The sequence below is a fragment of the Sphingomonas jinjuensis genome (genome assembly GCF_014197105.1).
GTDB lineage: Bacteria > Pseudomonadota > Alphaproteobacteria > Sphingomonadales > Sphingomonadaceae > Sphingomonas > Sphingomonas jinjuensis.
This window is the reverse complement of record NZ_JACIEV010000006.1, coordinates 13,428-36,553: the sequence shown is the minus strand read 5'-3', so window position 1 is coordinate 36,553 and position 23,126 is coordinate 13,428. Positions and strand designations below refer to the sequence as shown.

General features: G+C 67.9%; 19 protein-coding genes. 6 read left to right on the top strand and 13 right to left on the bottom strand.

What is annotated here, in order from left to right; translation table 11 throughout:
• Positions 1–42: 42 nt before the first annotated feature.
• Positions 43–1,065, bottom strand: coding sequence for a substrate-binding domain-containing protein (locus tag GGQ80_RS11095; RefSeq protein WP_183984781.1), 1,023 nt, complete (start codon positions 1,063–1,065; stop codon positions 43–45).
• A gap of 128 nt (positions 1,066–1,193) precedes the next feature.
• Here GGQ80_RS11095 and GGQ80_RS11090 point away from each other — a divergent pair, with 128 nt between their 5' ends.
• From GGQ80_RS11090 to gloB, 4 genes are all read left to right on the top strand, one after another.
• A complete protein-coding gene (locus GGQ80_RS11090) occupies positions 1,194–1,910 on the top strand; it encodes an alpha/beta hydrolase (RefSeq protein ID WP_183984779.1) in 717 nt (238 codons plus the stop codon).
• The gene (locus GGQ80_RS11085; RefSeq protein WP_183984777.1) at positions 1,907–2,587 is read left to right on the top strand and encodes a tetratricopeptide repeat protein; all 681 of its coding nucleotides are present in this window, start codon (positions 1,907–1,909) and stop codon (positions 2,585–2,587) included. Before GGQ80_RS11090 ends, GGQ80_RS11085 begins: the two co-directional genes overlap by 4 nt.
• Before the next feature lie 179 nt (positions 2,588–2,766).
• Complete coding sequence (locus GGQ80_RS11080; protein WP_183984775.1) at positions 2,767–3,216, top strand: VOC family protein; 450 nt, start codon at positions 2,767–2,769, stop codon at positions 3,214–3,216.
• Positions 3,216–3,947, top strand: coding sequence for a hydroxyacylglutathione hydrolase (gloB, locus tag GGQ80_RS11075; protein ID WP_183985126.1), 732 nt, complete (start codon positions 3,216–3,218; stop codon positions 3,945–3,947). The genes GGQ80_RS11080 and gloB overlap by 1 nt, the downstream gene beginning before the upstream one ends.
• Positions 3,948–3,984: 37 nt before the next feature.
• Here the strand turns inward: gloB and GGQ80_RS11070 are convergent, their stop codons facing one another.
• The 5 genes from GGQ80_RS11070 to GGQ80_RS11050 all read right to left on the bottom strand — a co-directional run bounded on the left by GGQ80_RS11070 (position 3,985) and on the right by GGQ80_RS11050 (position 12,205).
• The gene (locus GGQ80_RS11070) at positions 3,985–5,628 is read right to left on the bottom strand and encodes an inorganic phosphate transporter (RefSeq protein ID WP_183984773.1); all 1,644 of its coding nucleotides are present in this window, start codon (positions 5,626–5,628) and stop codon (positions 3,985–3,987) included.
• A gap of 199 nt (positions 5,629–5,827) precedes the next feature.
• Positions 5,828–6,094, bottom strand: coding sequence for a hypothetical protein (locus GGQ80_RS11065; RefSeq protein ID WP_183984771.1), 267 nt, complete (start codon positions 6,092–6,094; stop codon positions 5,828–5,830).
• Between the two features lie 209 nt (positions 6,095–6,303).
• A complete protein-coding gene (locus GGQ80_RS11060; RefSeq protein ID WP_183984769.1) occupies positions 6,304–7,824 on the bottom strand; it encodes an efflux transporter outer membrane subunit in 1,521 nt (506 codons plus the stop codon).
• Between the two features lie 4 nt (positions 7,825–7,828).
• Complete coding sequence (locus GGQ80_RS11055) at positions 7,829–11,011, bottom strand: efflux RND transporter permease subunit (protein ID WP_183984767.1); 3,183 nt, start codon at positions 11,009–11,011, stop codon at positions 7,829–7,831.
• 18 nt (positions 11,012–11,029) lie between these two features.
• Positions 11,030–12,205, bottom strand: coding sequence for an efflux RND transporter periplasmic adaptor subunit (locus tag GGQ80_RS11050; protein ID WP_183984765.1), 1,176 nt, complete (start codon positions 12,203–12,205; stop codon positions 11,030–11,032).
• A gap of 117 nt (positions 12,206–12,322) precedes the next feature.
• Between GGQ80_RS11050 and GGQ80_RS11045 the strand changes: the two genes are divergently transcribed.
• A complete protein-coding gene (locus GGQ80_RS11045) occupies positions 12,323–12,931 on the top strand; it encodes a TetR/AcrR family transcriptional regulator (protein ID WP_183984763.1) in 609 nt (202 codons plus the stop codon).
• 1 nt (position 12,932) lies between these two features.
• On the opposite strand, the gene GGQ80_RS11040 is transcribed toward GGQ80_RS11045, so the two are convergent.
• Positions 12,933–14,228, bottom strand: a complete 1,296-nt coding sequence (locus tag GGQ80_RS11040; RefSeq protein WP_183984761.1) for a dicarboxylate/amino acid:cation symporter — start codon at positions 14,226–14,228, stop codon at positions 12,933–12,935.
• A 134-nt stretch (positions 14,229–14,362) separates the two neighbouring features.
• On the opposite strand from GGQ80_RS11040, the gene GGQ80_RS11035 reads away from it, so the two are divergent.
• The gene (locus GGQ80_RS11035; RefSeq protein ID WP_183984759.1) at positions 14,363–14,629 is read left to right on the top strand and encodes a DUF6356 family protein; all 267 of its coding nucleotides are present in this window, start codon (positions 14,363–14,365) and stop codon (positions 14,627–14,629) included.
• 34 nt (positions 14,630–14,663) lie between these two features.
• On the opposite strand, the gene GGQ80_RS11030 is transcribed toward GGQ80_RS11035, so the two are convergent.
• The 6 genes from GGQ80_RS11030 to GGQ80_RS11005 all read right to left on the bottom strand — a co-directional run bounded on the left by GGQ80_RS11030 (position 14,664) and on the right by GGQ80_RS11005 (position 23,107).
• Positions 14,664–15,029: a response regulator gene (locus GGQ80_RS11030; RefSeq protein ID WP_183984757.1), complete on the bottom strand. Its 366-nt coding sequence runs from the start codon at positions 15,027–15,029 to the stop codon at positions 14,664–14,666.
• Positions 15,022–18,474, bottom strand: coding sequence for a CheR family methyltransferase (locus GGQ80_RS11025; protein ID WP_183984755.1), 3,453 nt, complete (start codon positions 18,472–18,474; stop codon positions 15,022–15,024). The genes GGQ80_RS11030 and GGQ80_RS11025 overlap by 8 nt, the downstream gene beginning before the upstream one ends.
• The gene (locus tag GGQ80_RS11020) at positions 18,467–19,024 is read right to left on the bottom strand and encodes a PAS domain-containing protein (protein WP_183984753.1); all 558 of its coding nucleotides are present in this window, start codon (positions 19,022–19,024) and stop codon (positions 18,467–18,469) included. Before GGQ80_RS11020 ends, GGQ80_RS11025 begins: the two co-directional genes overlap by 8 nt.
• A 106-nt stretch (positions 19,025–19,130) precedes the next feature.
• On the bottom strand, positions 19,131–20,183 hold the full coding sequence (locus tag GGQ80_RS11015) for a PLP-dependent cysteine synthase family protein (protein WP_221364341.1): 1,053 nt from the start codon (positions 20,181–20,183) through the stop codon (positions 19,131–19,133).
• A gap of 11 nt (positions 20,184–20,194) precedes the next feature.
• Positions 20,195–21,028, bottom strand: a complete 834-nt coding sequence (gene kynA, locus GGQ80_RS11010) for a tryptophan 2,3-dioxygenase (RefSeq protein ID WP_183984748.1) — start codon at positions 21,026–21,028, stop codon at positions 20,195–20,197.
• A gap of 51 nt (positions 21,029–21,079) precedes the next feature.
• Positions 21,080–23,107: a M3 family metallopeptidase gene (locus GGQ80_RS11005; RefSeq protein WP_183985124.1), complete on the bottom strand. Its 2,028-nt coding sequence runs from the start codon at positions 23,105–23,107 to the stop codon at positions 21,080–21,082.
• Between the last annotated feature and the right edge of the window lie 19 nt (positions 23,108–23,126).

The following is a 23,126-nucleotide window of genomic DNA, read 5'->3' as shown; positions in this document are numbered from 1 at the left end:
CGCTGCGCGCTGCGACCTCCCCCTGGCGGGGGCGGATAAGGATTACGCCGTGTCCCTGACCACCAGCTCCGGGATCATCACGACGCCTGCTGCCTCCTGCCCCCCGATCCGCTTCAGCAGCGCATCGACCATCGCCGCCGCCCCAGCGGCGATGTCCTGGCGGACCGTCGTCAGCCGCGGCACGATCTGCTCGGCGAGCGGCAGGTCGTCGAAGCCGGTGACCGGCATGTCGTCCGGCACGCGAAGGCCACGGTCGGCGAGCGCGCGCATGGCGTTCATCGCGATCATGTCCGACGCCGCGGCGATGCCGTCGATCCGTTCTACCGCCGCATCAAGATGCGCGGCGATCTCGCCCGCCATGATGTCGCTGGCAAGATGCGTGTCGAACTGCACCGGCGCCTCCAGCCCGGCCGCCGCCGCCGCGTCGCTCAACCCGCGGAAACGCTCCGCCAGTTCCGTCGTGCGCACCTCGCCCAGAAACGCCAGCCGCCGGCACCCCCGCGCGATCAGCCGCTCGCCGGCCAGTTGCCCGCCCAGCCGGTTGTCGACGCCGACCGCGCAATGCACCTGCCCCGGCATCGTGCTGCCCCACGCCACCAGCGGTCGATACCAGCCTGCGACCCGCTCGATCGCATCATATTCCGTCGACTGGCCGATCAGCAGCACGCCATCGAGCATCCCCGAATCGACGATCCGTTCCAGCCAGTCGTCGGCGTCCGGGATGACCCGCGACAGCATCAGGTCGTAATCGCGCTCCGTCACCTGCTCGGCCAACTGGCCCAGCATCGCGGTGAAGAACGGATCGGACAGATGCTGCCGCCGCTCATGCCCCAGTGGCACGACGACGCCGATGACGCCGGTCTTCTGCGACCGCAGGCGGCTTGCCATCTGGTTGGGGCGAAAACCATGCTCGTCGGCGATCCGCTGGATCCGCTCGCGAGTCTCGCGGCTGACCAGCGCCTTGCCAGCGAGCGCGCGCGACACCGTGCCCGGCGACACGCCGGCGATGCGGGCCAGTTCGGTGATGTTGCGGATACGGGTCGACGGTTCGCGGAAATGGGTCACGCGCACATTCCTAAACGCCAACTAAGATCATGCAACTAGGTGGAAAACTTTCCCAACATCCGGGATCATGCGTTTGGATGGCGATCGCCCGCCTGTCTTATCGCGACGCGACGCGATAAGGCGATGCGATGACGGAACGACCTCCCCTCGCCTATCGCCACACCGCCGGCACCGGCCCCACCATCATGTTCCTGCCGGGCTATGCGTCCGACATGAACGGCACCAAGGCGCTTGCGCTCGAAGCCTGGGCGCAGCGCCGTGGTCACGCCTTCTTGCGGTTCGACTATGCCGGCTGCGGCGAGAGCCAGGGCGACTTCGCCGACCAGACGCTGGCGGGCTGGCGCGACGACGTGCTGGCGATGATCGACCAGGTCGCGGCGGGACCCGTCGTCCTCGTCGGCTCGTCGATGGGCGGGTGGCTGATGCTCCTCGCCGCGCTCGCCCGGCCCGATCGGGTCAGGGGCCTCGTCGGCATCGCCCCCGCACCCGACTTCACCGACTGGGGCTTCACGCTCGACGAGAAGATGAAGATGCTCAACGAGGGGAAGCTGCTGCGCGCCAATCCCTACGGCGCCGAACCGACGGTCTACACCGCGCGCTTCTTCCAATCGGGCGAGGCCAACCGGTTGATGTTCGGCGAGATCGGCTATGACGGGCCGGTGAGGCTGGTGCAGGGCCAGTGCGATCCCGACGTGCCGTGGATCCGCGCCGCTCGCTTGGCCGAGCTGCTGCGTTCAGCCGATGTGCAGACGTGGCTGGTCAAGGACGGTGACCACCGACTGTCGCGCGACGCCGATGTGGCGTTGATCGTGCGGGCGGTGGAGGATGTACTCGCCGCGCTATGATCCTGCTCGCCTTCCTCCTCCAGGCCGCCGCGCCGGCGCCTGCCGCCGCCCGCTGCACCGTCCCGACCAGCGCCGACGCCCGCGCCGCGCAGCGCCAATGCGCCGGGCTCGCGCTGGCCAAGGACGCCAAATGGCCCGCCGCCGCAGCCGAGTTCGAGGCGGCGGCGCGGACGTCCGAAACTGCGCGCGACGGCCAGGCCGCGATCTACTGGTCGCAGGCCGGCAACGCCTGGCTGGCCGCGGGTCAGCCGACGAAGGCGCGCACCGCACTCGATACGGCGCTGGTCGCTGGCACGCTCGCCGGCCTGCCGCTGGGCGAGGCCTGGCTCGACCATGCCCGCGCGAACGTCGCCGCCGGCGAGATGGAGGGCGCACGCAGCGACCTAGACCAAGCGCTGCTCAACGCCGCCGACGATCCGCTCGCCTGGCTGTTGTCGGCAACGCTCGCCCGCCGCATGAACGACGCACCCCGCGCCAGGAAGGACATCGCCGAGGCGCTTCGCCGCTCGCCCGACGACGCATCGGTCCAGCTCGAAGCGGGCAACATCGCCGCGCTGTCGGGCGACGAGCCGGGTGCCCGCGACCATTGGGGCCAGGCGGCCCGCATCGCCCCCGACACCCCCGCCGGCCTCAGCGCAAAGGCCGCCCTTCGCCAGTTCGATACACCGAGCAAATAAATCCTGCCCCGGAGGGGGGGGGGGAGGGGGATCGCAGCGAAGCCGTGGTGGAGGGGTATTCTCCTCATGCGACGCATCCCGTGGCTTACCCCTCCACCAGCCTCTGAATGGTCCCCCTCCCCTTGCAGGGCGGGACTGGCTTGCACGGAACCCCATCGACGGGCACCGGTTGTCGCACCATGAAGTATCTTCACACCATGATCCGCGTCGCCGATCCCGACGCGACCATCGCCTTCTTCCGCCTGCTTGGGCTGGAGGAAGTCCGTCGGATGGAGAACGAGGCCGGGCGTTTCACGCTCATCTTTCTCGCCACACCCGACGACATGAACGCACCCGGCGAGCGCGCCAATGCCGAGGTCGAGCTGACCTACAACTGGCCCGCGGACGGCAAGGAGCCGGAGGTCTATACCGGCGGCCGCAACTTCGGCCATCTCGCCTATCGCGTCGACGACATCTACGCGACCTGCCAGCGGATCATGGACGCCGGCCACATCGTCCATCGCCCTCCGCGCGACGGCCACATGGCCTTCGTCAAGACGCCCGACGGCATCTCGATCGAACTGCTGCAGGACGGCACGCTGCCGCCGCAGGAGCCGTGGGCCTCGATGCCGAACACCGGCAGCTGGTGATGTCACCGCTGGAGGTTGTGCGGATCCCGGTCCTGTCGGACAACTATGCCTGGCTGATCCACGACCCCGCCTCGAACGAGACCGTCGCGGTCGATCCGGGCGAGGCGCAGCCGCTGCTCGATGCGGCGGCGGCGCGCGGCTGGTCGATCGGCCAGGTCTGGACGACCCACTGGCATCCCGACCACACCGGCGGCAACGAGGCGATGCGAGAAGCGGGCGCTCGCATCACCGGCCCTGGCGCCGAGCGCGCCAAGATCCCGACGCTCGACGTCGAGGTCGGCGAGGGTGACACCGTCCGCATCGGCGATCACGTCGCTCGGGTCATGGCCGTTCCCGGCCACACCCAGGGACACATCGCCTTCCACCTCGCCGACGACGGGATCGTCTTCACCGGCGACACGCTGTTCGCGATGGGCTGCGGCCGATTGTTCGAAGGCACGCCCGACGACATGTACGCCAACATGCTCCGCTATGCCGCGATGCCCGATTCCACGCTCGTCTACTGCGGCCACGAGTACACTCAATCGAACGGCCGCTTCGCCCTCACCGCCGAGCCTGACAATCAGGCGATCGTCGAGCGGATGCGCGTCGTCGACGACCTGCGTACCCGCGGCGAAGCCACGATTCCCACCACCATCAGCGAAGAGCGCGCCACCAATCCCTTCCTGCGCGCGCCCTCCGCCGAGAAGCTGGGCGAGCTGCGTCGCGGCAAGGACGGCTTCAAGGGCTGAACGAAGCCGCGCCCGCCGTCGGGCTGGCGCCCACCGCTCAGCCCATCAGCCGGACGACACCCAACAACAGCACGTACAGCATGCCCGCCAGCGCCATCGCCGCGGGAAGCGTCAGCACCCAGGCGAGCGCGATATTGCGCACCGTCCGCCGCTGCACCCCCTCGCCGCTGCCCACCATCGTGCCCGCGACGCCGCTTGACAGGATGTGGGTGGTCGACACCGGCATGCCCTTTACCTGCGCCAGCAGGATCGTGCTGGCCGCGACCAGCTCCGCCGCCGCGCCCATGCCATAGGTCAGGTGGCTCTTCCCGATCCGCTCGCCCACCGTCATCACGATCCGGCGCCAGCCGATCATCGTGCCGAGGCCCAGCGCCAGTGCCACAGCGATCTTCACCCAGGTCGGGATGAAGCGCGTGCCCTTGCTCAGCAGCTCGGCATAGCCATCGAGCCGCTGCTTCTCGCCAGCGTCGACGCGCCGTGCATCCTCGTCCTTGGTCAGTTGGTGGAGCGTGTCGGCGACCAGATACATCTCGTTGCGCAGGTTGGGCGTCTGCGCCGCCGGCACCTTGCGCAGCGAACCATAGCTTTGCAGGTCGCGGTCGATGTCGCGCGACACCGCCGACAGTGCCGCGTAGACGGGCGCGCGATCGACGCTCTCGGTCTTCAGCGCCTGGCGCAACGTCTCGTGCGCCGTGTCGGGGGTCATTAATATCCCGCCCGCGCGCTCGTCGAAGACGCTCCGCGCCGCCTGCCCCGCCGCGACGAACGCGGGGGTCGAGCTGTCGGGCATCGTGCGGTTGAGCGCATAGGCGGTCGGCGCCACCCCGATCAGGATCAGCATGATGAGCCCCATGCCCTTCTGCCCATCGTTGCTGCCATGGGCATAGGAAACGGCGGTGCAGGTGAAGATCAGGAGGATGCGGATGTGAAGCGGCGGGGGCTTTCCCGCCTGGGGCTCGCGATACAGCTGTGGATCAGGCAGCGCACGCTTCATCACGCGGATCAGCAGCAGCGCCGCGACGAAGCCGATCACCGGGCTGACCAGCAGCGCCAGCAGCACCTTTTCCGCCTGGCCCCAGTCGACGCCAGCGGTGCCGCCGCTGCTCATCATTTGGTTGGCGAGGCCGACGCCCAGGATCGATCCGATCAGCGCGTGGCTCGACGAATTGGGCAGCCCCAGGAACCACGTGCCCAGGTTCCAGATCACCGCCGCCAGCAGCAGCGCGAAGATCATCGCATAGCCCGCCGCGCTGCCGACCCCCAGGATCAGGTCGACCGGCAGCAGCGTGATGATCGAATAAGCCACCGCCCCCGTCGACACGACGACGCCGATGAAATTCCAGACGCCCGACCACACGACCGCGGCGATGGGCTTGAGCGAATGGGTGTAGATGACCGTCGCCACCGCATTGGCGGTGTCGTGAAAGCCGTTCACGAATTCGAAGCCGAGCGCGATCAGCAGCGCCAGGCCGAGGAACAGGAATGCCCCCATCGCCAGCGGCTCGCCGACCTGTTGCGTGTCGAGGAACACGCTGATGCCGGCATAGGCCAGCCCGCCGAACAGCACGACGAAGAAGCCGATCGTAGCGGCGGGGTGGACACGGTGATCGAGAAGATGGCGAGCCGGCGGCGATGCCGGTTCGAGCCAGGGTTCAGCGACGTCGAGCGTGCGCGTGGCCATCAGCAGTCCTTATCGAGGATGCTTCGCCATTAACCTGTTCTATGACGCTTTGAAGACTCTGGCGGGGTATTTGCCGGCCATCCGTCCTTGGACGATACATCCTCACCCCTCCGGCGCTACGCGCCTCCCTCCCTCTCCCGCTGGTAGGGGGAAGGAGCCCGCTGCCGCAGGCAGTGTAAAGGGTGAGGGCGACGAAAGCCTACGACATCCGCCGATGCTTGCCACCGTATCGCGCACCCAAATACTGATCGATCCCCGCCATCTCGCGCGCGGCGGCGGCGCGGCGCTCGGCGCAACAGGCGAAGGGATCGCTTGCCCCGGCCGCCCGCTCGCGCACGTTGTCGTGCAGTTCCTCGATATCGGCGCGGCTCAGCAGGTTCTTCTCGCGCAGCAGGCAGATCAGGCTCTGGAGGATGACGAGACTGGTTTCGTCGCCCTCGTCGCGCACATGCTCGCGCAGCTCCATGGCACCTCTCCTTCTTGTCGTTGGAGCGATGCTGCGCCTGATGCGCGCCGTTGGCAAGCCGGGCTGAGCCAGAGCACTCCGCCCTCCCTTCCCGTTCGCCCTGAGGAGAGGCTGAGAGAAGTCGAAGCCTCGTCTCGAAGGGCATGTGGTTCGAGACGGCGCTTCGACTTCGCTCAGCGCCTCCTCACCACGAACGGTATGGGCAGAGCTTACTCCAGCCCGCCGCCCAGCGACCGGTAGAGCTCGATCAGGTTGGCGCCCCGCGCCAGCCGCGTCGTCACCAGCTGCTGCTGCGCGGCATAGCTGGTCCGCTGCGCATCAAGCGAGGTCAGGAACGAATCGACGCCCGCCCGATAGCGCGCATCGGCCAGCCGCGCGGCAACGCTCGCCGCCTCGGCGCGCTGGCTCTGCGCCGACACCTGTTCGTCGATCGTCCCGCGCTGCGCCAGCGCGTCGGCGACTTCGCGGAACGCGGTCTGCACCGTCTTTTCATAGGTCGCGACCGCCACCTTCTGCGACGCGCGGGCATAGTCGAGGTTGCCGGCGTTGCGGCCGCCGTCGAACAGCGGCAGCCCGATCGAGGGCGCGCCGGTGTAGGTGAAGCTGCCGCCGCCGAAGAGCCCCGACAGCGCGGTCGAGATCGTGCCCAGCGTCGCCGTCAGCGAGATGCGCGGAAAGAACGCCGCCCGCGCCGCGCCGATGTTGGCATTCTGCGCGATCAGCTGATGCTCCGCCTGCAACACGTCGGGGCGCCGCAACAGCACCTCTGACGAGACGTCGTCGGGCAGGCTGGCGATCGTCGCGCGGCCATCGCCCAGCTCCGTCGGGAGCAGCTCGGCGGGCACGGTCGTGCCGACCAGCAGGTTCAGCGCATTCTGGTCCTGCGCGATTCGCGTGCGCAGGCTGGCGATGTCGTTGCGCGCCGCCTGGTAGTTGGTTTCGGCCTGTCGCGCCTCGAGCTCGCTGGCGACGCCGATGCGGAACTGCGCGCTCGTCAGCCGCCACGTCTCCTCGAACGCCTTCAGCGTCTGTTGCGACAACCGCAGCTGGTCCTGGTCCGACGCCAGCGTCAGCCAAGCCGTCGCGATCTCCGCGATCATCGCGATGCGCGTGGTGCGCTGCGCCTCGGTGGTCGCGAAATACTGCTCGAGCGCCGCCTTCGTCAGGTTGCGTACGCGGCCGAACAGATCGAGCTCGAATGCCGAGAAGCCCGCGTTGACCGAATAGAATTCGATGTTCGACGACGTCGTGCCGACACCCGCCCCGGCGCCGACCCCGGTGCCGCCGCCGGTCCCGCCGACCGCGCCCGACCCGGTGCCGCCGGTCGACCCGCCGGTGGCGCTGCCGCCGGATGCGGCCCCCGCCGCGCCAAAGATGTTGTTCGTGTAAGTCGCCGAGCCGCTGATCGTCGTCGACGGCACCAGGTCCGCCCGCTGAACTCGATACTGGGCACGCGCCTGCAACACGTTACCCGCCGCGATCTGGAGGTCGCGGTTGTTCTCCAGGCCCAGCGCGATGACGCGGCGGAGGCGGTCGTCGGTGAAGAAGTCACGCCAGCCGATCTTGGTCACGTCGGGGGCATCGGTGCTCGCCGCCGGATAGATGCCGCCCTGCGGCAGCGTCGCGGGCACCGCGCCCGCCGGGCGGACGTATTTGGGCGCCAGATTGCAGCCCGCCAGCATGGTCGCCGCGGCCAGCACGGCGGCGGCACGGGTATAGGTCTTGGTCATGGCCTCAGGCCCCTTCCGCCGCCGGCATCGCGGGCGGCACGTCGGTGTGGCGATCCTGGTCGGTCTTCTTGCCGTCGTGCTGGTTGAACAGGCGAAGCACGACGACGAAGAACATCGGCACGAAGAAGATCGCGAGGATGGTCGCCGACAGCATGCCGCCCACCACCGCGCGGCCGATCGCGTTCTGGCCGCCAGCACCGGCGCCGGTAGTGATCGCGAGCGGGAACACGCCGAAGATGAAGGCGAAGCTCGTCATCAGGATCGGCCGCAGACGAAGCTTCGCCGCCTCCACCGCCGCATCGAACGCATTCATGCCCTCGCGCATCTTCTCTTCGGCGAACTCGACGATCAAAATCGCGTTCTTCGCCGAAACGCCGATCGTCGTGATAAGGCCGACCTGAAGGTAGATGTCGTTGCTGAGGCCCGTCAGCGTCGCCGCCAGCAGCGCGCCGATCACGCCGAGCGGCACGACCAGCATGACCGAGATCGGCACCGACCAGCTTTCGTAGAGCGCGGCCAGGCACAGGAACACGATCAGCAGCGACAGCGCATAGAGCGCGGGCGCCTGGCTGCCCGACAGCCGCTCTTCATAGCTGAGCCCGGTCCAGTCGAGGTCGGTGCCCGGCGGCAGCTTGGCGTGGATCGCCTCCATCGCCTCCATCGCCGCGCCCGAGCTGACGCCCGGCGCCGCCCCGCCCTGCAGTTCGAGCGCCGGCTGGCCGTTGTAGCGCGTCAGCTGCACCGGCGCGTTGGCCCAACTCTGGGTCGAAAAGGCGTCGAACGGCGCCATCGCCCCGGTGCTGCTGCGCACGAAGAAGTCGCCGATCGATTCGGGGCTCATGCGATAGGGCGCATCCGCCTGGATATAGACGCGCTTGACGCGGCCGCGATCGATGAAGTCGTTGACGTAGCTGCCGCCCCAGGCCGCCGCGATCGTCGAATTGACCTCACCCAGATCGAGGCCGAGCGCGCGGGCCTTGTCCTGGTCGACGTTGACCTTCAGCTGCGGCGCATCGTCCAGGCTCATCGGCCGCATCTGCGCGACCTGCTTGTCCTGCATCGACATGCCGAGCATCATGTTGCGAAGACCGGTCAGCTTCTCGTGCCCCATGCCGACGGTGTCGGTCAGCCACAGGTCGAAGCCCGTCGCATTGCCCAGCTCGGATACCGCAGGCGGCACCACCGCGAAGATCATCGCGTCGTGGAACTGCGAGAAGGCACCCATCGCCCGACCCGCCAGCGCGCCGGCGCGGTTCTCGGCGCCCGAGCGCTCCTCCCACGGCTTCAGGTTGATGAACGCCATGCCGGCGTTCTGGCCCTGTCCGGCGAACGAGAAGCCGCTGATCGTGAACACGCCGGCGACGCTCGCGCCTTCCTGCTTGAGGAAATGGTCGCGGACTAGGTCGAGGCCCTTGTCGGTCCGCGCCATCGTCGCGCCCGGCGGCCCCTGGACCAGCGCGATCAGATAGCCCTGGTCTTCTTCCGGCAGGAAGCCGGTCGGCATCCGCACGAACATGAAGCTCATGATCGCGACGATCAGCGCATACAGCAGCAGCGATCGCTTCCAATGCGTGGCCGTGCTGCGGACGCCGTTTTCATATTTGTGGCGGCCCTTGTCGAACGTCTCGTTGAACCACTGGAAGAAGCGCGAGACCGGGCCGGTGCCCTTTTCCAGCCGCTTGGGATCGTGCGGTTTCAGGATCGTCGCGCACAGGGCCGGCGTCAGGATCAGCGCGACGCCGACCGACAGGATCATCGCGGTGACGATGGTGATCGAGAATTGGCGATAGATCACGCCCGTCGAACCGCCGAAGAATGCCATCGGCAGGAACACCGCCGACAGCACCAGCGCGATGCCGACCAAGGCGCTGGTGATCTCGTCCATCGATCGCCGCGCCGCCTCCTTGGGCGACAGATGCTCTTCCTGGATCAGGCGTTCGACGTTCTCGACGACGACGATCGCGTCGTCGACCAACAGGCCGATCGCCAGCACCATGCCGAACAAGGTCAGCGTGTTGATCGAATAGCCGGCGATCGCCAGCACCGCGAAGGTGCCCAGCAGCACCACCGGCACCGCGATCGTCGGGATCAGCGTCGCACGGAAGTTCTGCAGGAACAGGAACATGACGAGGAAGACGAGCACCACCGCCTCAAGCAGCGTCTCGACGACCTGCTTGATCGACAGCCGCACGAACGGCGTGGTGTCATATGGATAGACGACCTTCACGTCGGGCGGGAAGGTCTTGGCGATCTCGGCGGTGCGTTGCTTGACCGCGTCGACCGTGTTCAGCGCGTTGGCACCAGGCGCCAGCTTCACGCCGAAGCCCGACGCCGGATGGCCGTTGTACGCCAGGTTGAAGCCATAGACCTCCGCGCCCAGTTCGACCCGCGCGACGTCGCGCAGCCGCACCACCGCGCCCGACGGGCTGGTCTTCAGCCGGATCATGCCGAATTCCTCGGGCGTCTGCAGTCGCGACTGCACCGACACCGTGGCGTTCAGCATCTGCTCTTTGGGCGCCGGCAACGCGCCGATCTGGCCCGCCGATACCTGCGCGTTCTGCGCCTGGACGGCGGTGGTGACGTCGGACATCGTCAGCTGGAAGCTCGACAGCTTCACCGGATCGACCCAGATGCGCATCGCATATTGCGACCCGAACACCTGCGTCTCGCCGACGCCGTTCACGCGGCTGATCGGATCCTGCAGCTTCGACACCAGGATGTCGGCCAGGTCGTTGCCGTCGTGCGAGCCATTCTCGGAGTAGATTCCGACGAACATCAGGAAGTTGTTCGACGATTTCAGCACCTGGACGCCCTGGCGCTGCACCTCCTGCGGCAGCAGCGGGGTCGCCGCCGCCACCTTATTCTGCACCTGCACCTGCGCGATGTCGGGGTCGGTGCCCTGCTCGAAGGTGAGCGTGATCGTCGCCGCGCCCGCCGACGTCGACGAGGACGAGAAATAGCGAAGGTTGTCGATGCCCTTCAGCTGCTGCTCGATGATCTGGGTGGTGGTCCGCTCCAGCGTCTCGGCGTCGGCGCCGGGATAGGTGACGTTGATCGCGACCGCGGGCGGCGCGATCGTGGGGAACTGCGCGATCGGCAGGCTGCGCAGCGCGAGCACGCCCGCCAGCATCAGGATGATCGCGATCACCCAGGCAAAGATCGGCCGGTCGATGAAAAAGCGCGACATGGCTGTGGTCCTCGACCGTTACTTCTGCTGGCCCTGGCCGCCCTGCGGGGCGGCGGGCTTGGCGTTGGGCGACCACGGGCTGGGCGTGACCGGCGCACCAGGGCGGAGCATCTGCGCGCCCTCGACGATCACCTTCTCGCCCGGCTTCAGCCCGGCGATGACCAGCCAGTTGTCGCCGATCGTCCGCGGCGCGGTCAGCACGCGCTGTGCCGCCTTGTTATCGGGGGTCACCACCAGCACAGTCGGTCGGCCGCGCTCGTCGCGCGTCACGGCGCGCTGCGGCACGAGCAGCGCATTGGCCTGGACGCCCTCGACCAGCTGCGCGCGCACGAACATGCCGGGCAGCAGCAGGCGGTTGGGGTTGGCGAAGGATGCGCGGATCATCTGCGATCCGGTGCTGGGATCGACGGTGACGTCGGCGAACTTCAGCGTGCCCTGGATGGGATAGGTCGAGCCGTCCTCGAGCAGCAGCTTGACCTGCGCCGACCCGTCGCCGCGCGCCAGCTGCCCCGCCAGGATCTGCTGGCGCAGGCGCAGCAGGTCGGCGCTCGACTGGTTGATGTCGACATAGATCGGGTCGAGGCGCTGGATCGTCGCCAGCGCATTGGTCTGCCCCGCCGTCACCAGCGCGCCGGTGGTCACCACCGACGCACCGATACGGCCGCTGATCGGCGCGCGGATCGTGGTCCGCGCCAAATCGATCTGCGCGGTCCGCAGCGCTGCCTGCTGGGCGGCGACATCCGCCTCCGCCTGCTGGGCGCTGGTGATCGCATTCTCGTAATCCTGGCGCGCGATCGCATTGATCTTGACCAGCTCGCCATATCGCCGGGCCAGCGCCCGGGTCGACGCGATGGCGGCACGCGACCGGGCCAGCGCCGCGCGCGCGTTCGCTACCGCCGCCTGATAGGGCGCCGGATCGATGCGATAGAGCGCCTGGCCCTTCGTCACCTGGTCGCCTTCCTGGAACAGACGCGCCGTGACGATCCCGTTCACCTGGGGACGGACCTCGGACGTCTCATAGGCGTTGGTGCGACCGGGCAGATCGGTGGTCAGCGTCACCGACTGCTGCTGCACGGCGACGAAGCCGACCGCCGGGGGCGGCGGCGCGGCTTGCTGCTCCTGCTTGTTGCCGCAGCCTGCGACGAACAGCGCGCTGGCGAGCAGGACGGCAGTCTGGCCGTAGTTTGGCTTCATCGCGGCTTCATCCCGGATCAATTAAAGGCTAGGGCCGTTCACGATTGATGTGAACGACCGCTCACATAACCGCGCCGCTAGACCTCATGCTGCGGTGCGGTCAAGGAGAATTACGCGTTGGCCAGTGCGTTGTCCCTCGTCTGCCCACCCGATCGTGCTGCGCTGCGGCGTGACCGCGTCATCGCGGCGGCGCGAAAACTGTTCGAAGACAAGGGCTTCCACTCGACGGGGATCGCCGAGATCGCCACCCTGTCGGGCGTCAAGGTCGGCCAGATCTACCGCGACTTCGCCAGCAAGGAAGAGATCGTCGCTGCGATCGTCGAGGCGGATTTTGCCGCGTTTTCCGACGCTTCGGGCTTTCGCACCGCGATCGCGTCGCGGAACAAGGCGGGCGTCATCGCCGCGATCGATCAGATGTTTACGCGCGTCGACGGCAAGCGCCTGATGCCCGAAATCATCGCCGAAGCTTCGCGGAACCCCGCCGTCGCGGCGACGATCCGCGACCTCGACACGCGCTGCAAGGGCGAACTGCTGGAGGCTCTGGAAGTGCTTGCTCCCGGCGTTGACCGCCGCCACGCCCGCGAGATCGCTGCCGAGATCGTGCTGACGCTGATCGTCGGCACCTGCCACCGCACGGTCGCGCGCCCCACGCCCTCGGATTGTGCCGCCAACCAGGCGCTGCGGACCATCGTCGCGCGCGAGTTGCACAAGCTCGCGGGCGATTAAGTCACGCGGGAACGACCTGCGGATCGTCCGCCACGGGCGGCGCAAATAGGCCTTGCCGCTTCGCCACCACGGTGGGGACCAGAAGCTGCCCAGCGACGTTCACCGCGGTCCGCCCCATGTCCAGGATCGGGTCGATCGCCAGCAACAGCCCCGCCCCTTCCAGCGGCAGGCCCAACGTCGTCAGCGTGAGCGTCAGCATCACGACCGCGCCGGTCAGCCCCGCAGTCGCCGCCGATCCGAGCACAGACACCGCGGCGATTAGCAAATAGTCGGTCGGATGCAGGGCCAGCCCGAAATATTGCGCGACGAACAGCGCCGATATCGCGGGATAGATCGCCGCACAGCCATCCATCTTTGTCGTTGCCGCGAACGGCACCGCGAAGGCGGCATAGCTGCGATCGATACCCAGCTTCTCCGCCGCCGCTTCGGTGACGGGCAGCGTCGCGATCGACGAGCGCGACACGAAGCCGAGCTGGATCGCCGGCCAGGCTGTCGCGAAGAAGCGCCGTACCGACAGGCCGTTGATCGCCAGCAGCGCCGGATAGACGACGCCGATCACCAGCCCCAGGCCGATATAGACCGCCGCCGCGAAGGCCCCCAGCGCCGACAGCGACGTCCAGCCGTAGTCCGCCACCGCGCGCCCTATCAGCGCCGCGCTACCGATCGGGGTCAGCGCGATGATCCAGCGCAGGATGCGGCGAAAGATGGCGAGCGCCGACGCGTTGAAGGCCAGGAACGGCGCACCCGCCTCCCCCACCCTCACCGCGGCGGCGCCGATCGCGACGGCGACGACGATGATCTGGAGGACGTTGAACGACAGCGTCGTCGTCGCCCCGCCCTCGGCCAGCTTGGTCGATGCGCCGAGCCCCAGGATGTTGGCGGGGATCAGCCCGCGCAGGAAATCGAGCCACGATCCCGTCGTCGCCGGGCGCACCGCGGTCGCGATATCGACGCCGGCATGCGCCCCTGGCGCCAGGACCGTGCCGAGCAGCAGTCCGATCGCCACCGCGATCGCCGCCGTGATCGCGAACCAGACGAGCGTGCTCACCACCAGCCGCGCCGCATTGGCGACATCGCGCAGTGCCGCGATCGAGGCCACGATCGCGGTGAAGACCAGCGGGACGACCAGCGTCTTCAACAGCCCGACGAACGCGTCGCCGACGATCCGCAGTCCCCGCGCAATGGCCTCGCCACCGCTGGCCGGATCGAGTGACCGGGCGAGAAAGCCGAGCAGCAGACCGATCGCCATGCCGACGAACACCTGGGCCGAGAAGGGCAAACGTACCGCGCGTATCATGCCCACCCAGATAGCGCGCCAGCCATCCAGTGCGAGCAAGCGTTCGTGTCGCGCGACCAACCCGCGCTTGTCCGTTGGCCGCCGGTCGAACCTGCGTTACAGTCGCCGCGGCATCAACGAAGGAGCGCGCCGCCATGATCGACCACCTGCTGCTCGCCCACCCGCGCAGTGTCGGCGAAAGCTACACCGAGCACGCCCGCGTGGCGTCGGGCATCGGCTTCGCGATGATCGGCGGCGGTCTCGCCTGCCTCGTCCACGCGGTCGTGCCCGCCTGGCATACCCGTACCGGCAGCAATGTCATCAAGCGGCTCTATGCCCGCCTGATGTCGCGCCAGCCCGCCTTCGCGAGCCAGACGCCCGCTTTCGCGCAGCCCGCGTGGCAACTGGAATACGAAATCTGATCGACGGGCGCGCCGGCCACCGCCGGGCGCCGCATCACCCCCCGTGCGCCGCCCCGTGCAGCGCCGCGGTCAGCTCCGCCGGCGCGCTGGGCTTGGGACAGATCGTCGCGCGCGGATAGCGCTGGCGCAGTTCCATGTCGTCGGCATGGCCCGAATGGAAGATCAGCGGCACGCCATCGGCATAAAGCCGGTCGGCCGCCGGAAACACCGCGCCGTCCGCCAGCCGCACGTCGAGCAGCGCCGCGGCGAGCGCCTTGGCCCCTACCCGATCGATCGCTCCCTGCGCCTCGACCAGCGTGGTGCAGGGCCCGACGACGCAGAAGCCCGCATCTTCAATCGTTTCCTGCAGGTCGAGCGCGATGAACAGCTCGTCCTCGACCAGCAATACCGTTTCACTCATGAGCGAAGACCGTGCGGGGCAGCGTCACGGCGAGGCGGTAGTTGCCGCTGTCGACGCTTCGCGTCACCTCGCCGCGCAGCTGACGGATGCTCGTGTCGACGAGGATCGAGCCGAAGCCTGCCTCATTGGCCGGCATCGGCGCATCGCCGCCGCGCTCCTCGTCCCACAACATGTGTACGCCGTCCTTCTCTACACGCCAGCTGATCGACAATCGCCGCTCGCCCGAGCTGCCGAGAGCACCATATTTCACGGAATTGGTTGCCCACTCGTGAAGCATGAGCGCGATCGGCGACAGGCTACTCCTGTCTAGCGCAACATCCGGGCCATCGATCTGGATCCGTGCCTGATCGCGATAAGGCGCCAGCGTCAGGTCGACGAGCTCGCCGAGCCCGATCGCCTGCGGCCGTCCCGCCGGCGACGCCAGCGAATGGGCGCGGCCGAGCGATGCGATGCGCTGGCGGATATCCTCGGCAAAGGCGCGGACGTCCTTCTCGCTGCGCGCGGCGATCGTCACCATGCCGGCGATCACCGCGAACAAATTCTTCACGCGGTGGTTCATCTCGCGCAGCATCAGCTCGCGCGTTTCCGCCAGCGAATATTCGGGCGTCACGTCGATCGACACGCCCACCAGCCGCTTGGGATTGCTGCCGGCGACGATCCGGCCGAAGCCCTTTACCCAGCGCATCTGCCCGTCGTCGCGGCGGACCCGGAACGTCGCCTCGTAATCCTGATTGTCGGTGACCGCCCGGGTCAGCGCCGCCTTCACCGCGTCGATATCGCCCGGATCGATCCGATCGAAAAGCGGCTCGACATGGCCGGCGTCGTCGGTCGCGACGTCGAACAATCGCTGCTCGACCCCGTCGAGGACGGTTTCGCCGGTTTCCGGGCAATATTCCCACACGCCGATCCCCGCGGCCTTGATCGCCAGATCGAGCCGCTCGCGCTCCGACGCGAGCTGGCGCTCCAGCGCCAACGCCTCGGTGATATCGGTCAGGACCAGGCTGGTGCCGTCGACGTTCCCGTTCTGCGTGCGATACGGCAGCACCCGCAACGAATAGACGTGATCGCCATCGACGGTCGTCACCCGGCGCTGCACCGCCGGCGCGCCGCCCGCCACCGCGATCGCGTCGTCGAGGTGCCCCGTGCCCTTCAGCCGGCTCGCGACCTCGGTCAGCGGGCGGCCGCGATCGGCGGGCTTCAGCGGGAAGATCGCCGTCGCCGCCTCGGTATAGCTCCTGACGTGAAGCTGCGCGTCGAGCACCACGACCGCCAGGTTCGTCGATTCATGGAAGTTGCGCAGGTCGGAGATGGCGATCGTCAGCTGATCGACCTTGCTCTTCAGCTCGTCGTTGACCGTGGACAGCTCCTCGTTGGTCGACTGGAGCTCCTCGTTCATCGACATCATTTCTTCGTTGGAGCTTTTCAGCTCCTCGTTCGCCGTCTCCAGTTCCTCGATCGCCGAGCGCAGCCGATGCCGCGTCAGCCGCAGCTCGTCCTCCAGCACCTCAAGATGATCGCCGCTCGACTCGAGGTCGCGCAGCTCATTCTGGTCCGCAGCCTGGAATGGCCCGGTGTCGCGGAAGACGAACAACAGCGTGCCGTCGCCGAGGGGATCGCAGATCACCTCGACCGGCTGGGTGCCGAAATCGGTTTCGACCAACACGTTGCGCGCGATCACGCGGCGGCGCTCGTCGCGAGCTTGGCGTAACAGCGGGCCGATGACGGTACGCAGGCCCGGCCGCGCCAGGTTTACCGCACTGCTGCCGCCAGTGCGCGTCACCGGAAATTCGAAATAGCGGCTCAACCGGCCATAGGCGGAGACGATCGCGCCGTCCTGATCGACGATCAGCGTCGGCGGCGCATAGCGTTCGACGAGCCGCCGGATCGCGACCGTCTCGCTGACCAGCGACGGCGATCCGTCGCGCAGGTCACGGTCACGCCGCGGCGGCGCCAGGCGCCGGCTGCCCGGCAACTCGATCGGATATTGCGGCGCGCCCGGAGTGCGCTCGAACAACCGTGCCTGCTGGTCGATCGGCTGGAACAGATGCTCGAACCGCCCGACGCTCTCCGACGGCCCCAGGAACAGATATCCGCCCGGCTTCACCGCATAATGGAGCAGCGGCATCACCGATTGCTGGAGGCGATCGTCGAAATAGATGAGCAGGTTGCGGCACGACACCAGATCGATGCGCGAGAACGGCGGATCCTTTACCAGGCTGTGGCTGGAAAAGCGGATCATGTCGCGGATCGACGCCGCGATCGTGAACCGCTCCGCATGCGGCACCGTGTAGCGTTCGCGGAACGACGACGGCAGGTCGGCCAGCGCCGAGGCGGGGTACTGGCCCTCGCGCGCGATCGCCAGCACCTGCTCGTCGATGTCGGTCGCGAAGATCTGCACCGCCACCGGCTGGCCCAGTTGCGCCGCGGCATCGGCGAACAGCATCGCGATCGTATAGGCCTCTTCGCCGCTCGAGCAGCCGGGAACCCAGACGCGGATATCCTCGCCCGGCTCGTGATCGCGCAAGAGCGGCTCGATCGCCTGTGCACGCAGCGTCGCGAAGGCGTCGGCGTCGCGGAAGAAGCGGGTGACGTTGATCAGCAGGTCGCGGAACAGCGCCTCGCACTCGTCGGCATCGCTGCGGATCCGCGCCAGATAGGCGTGGCCCGTGTCGATCCCCAGCACATGCATCCGCCGCTCGACGCGACGCACCAGCGTCGAGCGCTTGTAGCCCGAAAAATCATGCCCGATCGTCGCGCGCAGCACCCGGCACATGTCGTCGACGTGATCGGCGACGACGTCCGCTTCCGCCTCGTTCGCGCCATCGCCCGAACGCCGCTGGAAGAAGGCACGAATGCATTCCAGGATCTCGCCGGCCGGCTTGATGTAGTCGATCAGCCCGGTGCCGACCGCCGACAGCGGCATCCCGTCGTAGCGCGCACTCTCGGGCTGCTGGACGACGCAGACGCCGCCGTTCTCCTTGATGGCACGAAGCCCGGTGGTGCCGTCGGCCCCGGTCCCCGACAGGATGACGCAGGCCGCGTTCGCCTGCTGGTCGCCCGCCAGCGAGATGAAGAAATCGTCGATCGGCCGCCGCATGCCGCGCGGCTGCTGGAAATCGGTCAGCTCGAGAACGCCGTCGCGGATCGCCAGGCCACGTCCCGGCGGGATGATATAGACCTTGTCGGGCTCCAGCCGCTCGCCGCCCGCGCATTGCAGCACCTCGAGCACCGTGTTGCGGTCGAGCAGCTGCGCCAGCATGCTTTCGTGATTGGGATCGAGATGCTGGACGACGACGAAGGCGAGCCCGGTCGGCAGCCGGGCGGGCGCCAGCATTTCGCGAAGCGCCTCCAGCCCGCCGGCCGAGGCGCCGATGCCGACGACGGGCACCGTCGTGCCGGGATCGATGGCGTGCGGCGATGCCACGGCATCCGCGACGTTATGCATCGGTGGTCGCTTCGAGCTCGGCGAGGATCATCTTGGCCTGCGCCACGAGCGACGCGCTGTTGGCGATCGTCAGCAGCGTGCCCTCGACGACGATCCCCGCCTCGCTCGCGATCGGGGCGAGCCGGCCGAGCGTCGCCGACAATTCGCCTTCATAGCCGGCCAACATCTCGGGCTGCGAGCGGCTGACGTCGAACTGCGATGCGAAGAACAGGTTGGTCCGGCCATCGCCCGAGCGTAGCCGCGACATGTAGAGCAGGTTGACGAACGGCGTGCCGTCCTTGCGGAAGTTGACGATGGGCGTGCGCACGTTCGGCTGGCGGTCGTTGGTCAGGAACTCGCGCAGCCGGGCGCGCGGTTCGATATTCGGCGCCTCGCGCTGGAGCAGGCGACAATTTTGCCCGACCACGTCCTGCGGTGCATAGCCGGTCAGCGTCGAAAAGGAGTCGTTCACCATCAGCAGCGGCAGGTCGCCGACCGCCGACGCGATCGCCAGCGCGACCCGCGACTTCTCTAGGTAATCGACCAACGTATGGGGAAGCTCAGGCTCCACGCCTTCTCCGTATCATTTCATGTGGATTGCCGCATCAACGGGCGATCCACAAGAGTGCTAGCATGTTCTCGCGGCACGCCATCGTACCAATTGATACCGGATCGGATCAGTCCAGGACCGCCGCAATTCGGTCGGCCGATCGCTGCCAGTCGACGCCCCGCTCCGCAAGCCAGTCGTCCCGATAATAGGTACAGGCATAGCGATCGCCGCCGTCGCACAGCAGCGTCACGATGCTACCCTCCTCCCCCGCCGCCGCCATCTCGTCGGCGATCGTCAGGCAGGCGTGCAGGTTGGTCCCGGTCGACCCGCCGACATGCCGGCCCAACCGCGTCGACAGCGCCCGCATCGCACCAATGCTGTCCGCATCGGTCACCGCCTCCATCCGGTCGATGATCGACGGCACGAAGCTCGGCTCGACGCGCGGCCGGCCGATGCCCTCGATCAGGCTGGCACAACCTTCGGGCAGCATCGTCTGGCCACGATCGGCGAAATGGCGGTGGAAGACCGAATGTTCGGGATCGGCGACGCACAACCGCGTCGGATAGCGGCGATAGCGCAGGAAGCGCCCGATCGTCGCCGACGTGCCCCCCGTGCCCGCGCCGCAGACGATCCACGACGGCACCGCGAACCGCTCTTCGGCCATCTGCGCGAAGATGCTCTCGGCGATATTGTTGTTGCCGCGCCAGTCGGTCGCCCGTTCGGCATAAGTGAACTGGTCGAGATAATGGCCGCCGGTTTCCGCCGCGAGCCGATGCGACACTGCATAGACCGTGCGCGGATCGTCGACCATGTGGATCTCGCCGCCGTGGAAGCGGATCGCGTCGAGCTTGGGCGCCGCGGTCGACGCCGGCACGACCGCGATGAAGCGGAGGCCCAGCATGCGCGCGAAATAGGCTTCGCTGACCGCGGTCGATCCCGACGAGGATTCGATCACGCAGGTGTCGGGGCCGATCCACTCGTTGCACAGCGCATACAGGAACAGCGACCGTGCCAGCCGATGCTTCAGGCTGCCGGTCGGATGACTGCTCTCGTCCTTCAGGTACAGGTCGATGCCCGGATGATGCGGCAGCGGCAGGTGGATCAGATGGGTGTCCGCCGACCGGTTATAGTCCGCCTCGATCCGCCGCACCGCCTCGTCCAGCCACGCCCGTCGCGCCAATGTCTTCTCCCTCACAATATCGTCCGCACCCGCCAGAGTTCGGGAAAGAGCACGACGTCGAGCATCTTGCGCAGATAGGCGACGCCGGACGTCCCTCCGGTCCCCCGCTTCAGACCGATGATGCGCTCGACCGTGGTGACGTGATTGAAGCGCCAGCGGCGGAAATAGTCCTCGAAATCGACCAGCTTCTCGGCCAGCTCGTAGAGGTCCCACTGCCCGGCGGGATCGGCATAGACCCGCGCCCAAGCGCCGATCAACGCCTCGTTCTCGTCGCGCTGCTGCGACAGGTCGGCCCGCTCCTCGCCCACGTCATAGCCACGCCGCGCGAGCAGCCGGATCGCCTCGTCGTACAGGCTGGGCCGCGCCAGGATCGCGCGCAGTCGCTCGTCCAGCGCCGGGCGATGGGCATGCGGCTTCAGCATTGCCGGGTTGCGGTTGCCCGCCAGGAACTCGATCGCGCGATACTGGTACGACTGGAATCCCGACGATTGCCCAAGCGAGTCGCGGAACTGCGAATATTCGCTCGGCGTCATCGTCCGCAGCACGTCCCACGCGCCGTTCAGCTGCTCCAGGATACGCGCGACCCGGCTCAGCATCTTGAACGCGATGTCGAGCCGGTCGCCCGCGAGCGCTGCGGTCGCCGCCTCCATCTCGTGCAGCGCCAGCTTCAGCCATAGCTCGCTGGTCTGGTGCTGGACGATGAACAGCAGCTCGTCGTGCGCCGAGGACAACGGGTGCTGCGCATCGAGGATCGCGTCGAGCGACAGATAGTCGCCATAGGACATACGCCCGCGAAACGACATCTCGGCGCCGTCGCCGGCGGGGTCGAAGGGGGTGTCGGTCATCGAACTGCTATGCCCCAGTCCAATCCTCCTCCGCCAGGGTGAGGATTGCCGTCACGCCAGCCCCCGTCTCACCAACAGCGCCTGCGGATCGGCATCCCGCCCGCGAAAGGCGCGGAAGCTCTCCGCCGCCGGCCGGCTCGCGCCCTTCGCCAGCACCTCGTCGCGGAACGCGTCGCCTGTCGCGCGATCGACCAGCCCCGCCTCGGCGAAGCGACCGAAGCCGTCCGCCGACAGCACCTCCGCCCACAGATAGCTGTAATAGCCCGCCGCATAGGAGCCGGCGAAGATATGGCTGAACGCATGTGGGAAGCGGTGCCACTCGGGCGGACGGATCGTCGCCACCTCGTCGCGCACCGCCTCGATCACCTCCATCGGGTCGGAGCCCATCGTGCCGAGGTGAAGCAGCAGGTCGAACAGCGAAAATTCGATCTGCCGCACCACCATCATCCCTGACAGGAACTGGCGCGCGGCGACCAGCTTCTCGAACAATTCGGGCGGCAGCGGCGCGCCGGTCGCATGGTGACGCGACATGCTGGTCAGCACCTCGCGATCCCAGGCGAAATCCTCCATCAGCTGGCTCGGCAGCTCGATCGCGTCCCATTCGACGCCGTTGGTGCCGGCGATGCTCGGCCGGTCGACGCGGGTGAACAGGTGGTGGAGGCAATGCCCCGTCTCGTGCAGCAGCGTGACGACGTCGTTGTGGCTCAACAGCGACGGCGTCTCGTCGCCCTTGGGCGTGAAGTTGCACGTCAGATACGCGACCGGCAGCCCGACGGTGTTGCCGTCGCGCAGCCGCGGCCGCGCGTCCGACATCCACGCCCCCGGCCGCTTGCCCGGCCGGGCATGGAGATCGAGGTACAGCCCCGCGAAGATCGCGCCATCCTCGTCGGCGACGTCGTAATAGGCCGCGTCCTCGTGCCACAGCTGGACGTCGTGGCGCTTGGCCAGCCGGATGCCGAACAGCCGCCCCAGCAGCGCCTGCCACCCTTCGATCACCCGCTCGACCGGGAAGTGCGCGCGCACCGCCTGCTCGTCGACCGCAAAGCGCTCGGCGCGCAGCTTCTCGGCGACATAGCCGACGTCCCACGGCTGCAGATCGTCGATGCCCAGCTCGGCCGCGGCAAAGGCGCGCAGCGCCTCGACGTCGCGCTCGGCCAGCGGCTTGGCACGCTTCGCCAGGTCGCGCAGGAATGCCAGCACCTCGGCGGCATCGGGCGCCATCTTCGTCGCCAGCGAATAGGCCACCGGATCGGTGAAGCCCAGCAGATGCGCCAGCTCGTGGCGAAGCGCCATGATCCGCGCGATCCGCGGGCCGTTGTCGAACTGCCCCGCCTGCGGCCCCTGGTCGGACGCACGCGTGGCGTTGGCGCGGTAGACCCGGGCCCGCAGCTCGCGGTCATCCGCAAAGGTCAGGATCGCACTGACGCTCGGCTGGTGCAGCGTGACCAGCCAGCCATCGAGCCCCTTCGCCTCGGCCGCCGCCGCGAACATGGCACGGTCGGTGTCGGACACGCCCGCCAGCATCGCGGCATCGGTCACATGCTCCGACCACGCATCGGTCGCGTCGAGCACCGCGCTGCCGAAATCGGTCTGAAGCTGCGACAGTTCGAGCGAGATCGCCATGTAACGCCCCCGCTCTTCCTCATCGAGCGCGACGCCCGACAGGCGGAAGTCGCGCAGCGCCTGCTCCACGGCGACGCGGTCGCTGCGCGGCAGGTCGGCGAAGGCAGGCGTGACCGACAGAGCGACCAGCATGTCGTAGACATCGCGGTTCTGACGCAGCCGCGTACCGGCCTCGACCAGCCGCTCCAGACCGCTGGCATAGGCGGCACGCAGCTCCGGCGTGTCGGCGACACCATGCAGATGCGATACCGCCGACCACAAGGCGTCGATCGCGTTGCCGGCGCGCTCCAGCGGCATCCACGCCTCCTCGAACGTCGTCGGCTTCGCCGCCACCAGCGCCTCGACCACCGCATCCTGATCGGCCAGCGCCCGGTCTAGCGCGGGCAGGATCGCCTCGGGCGTCAACGCCTCGAACGGCGGCAGCTGGGTCGGCAGCAGAAGCTCGGCAACATTCATCGGATCGGTGACTCGCTGG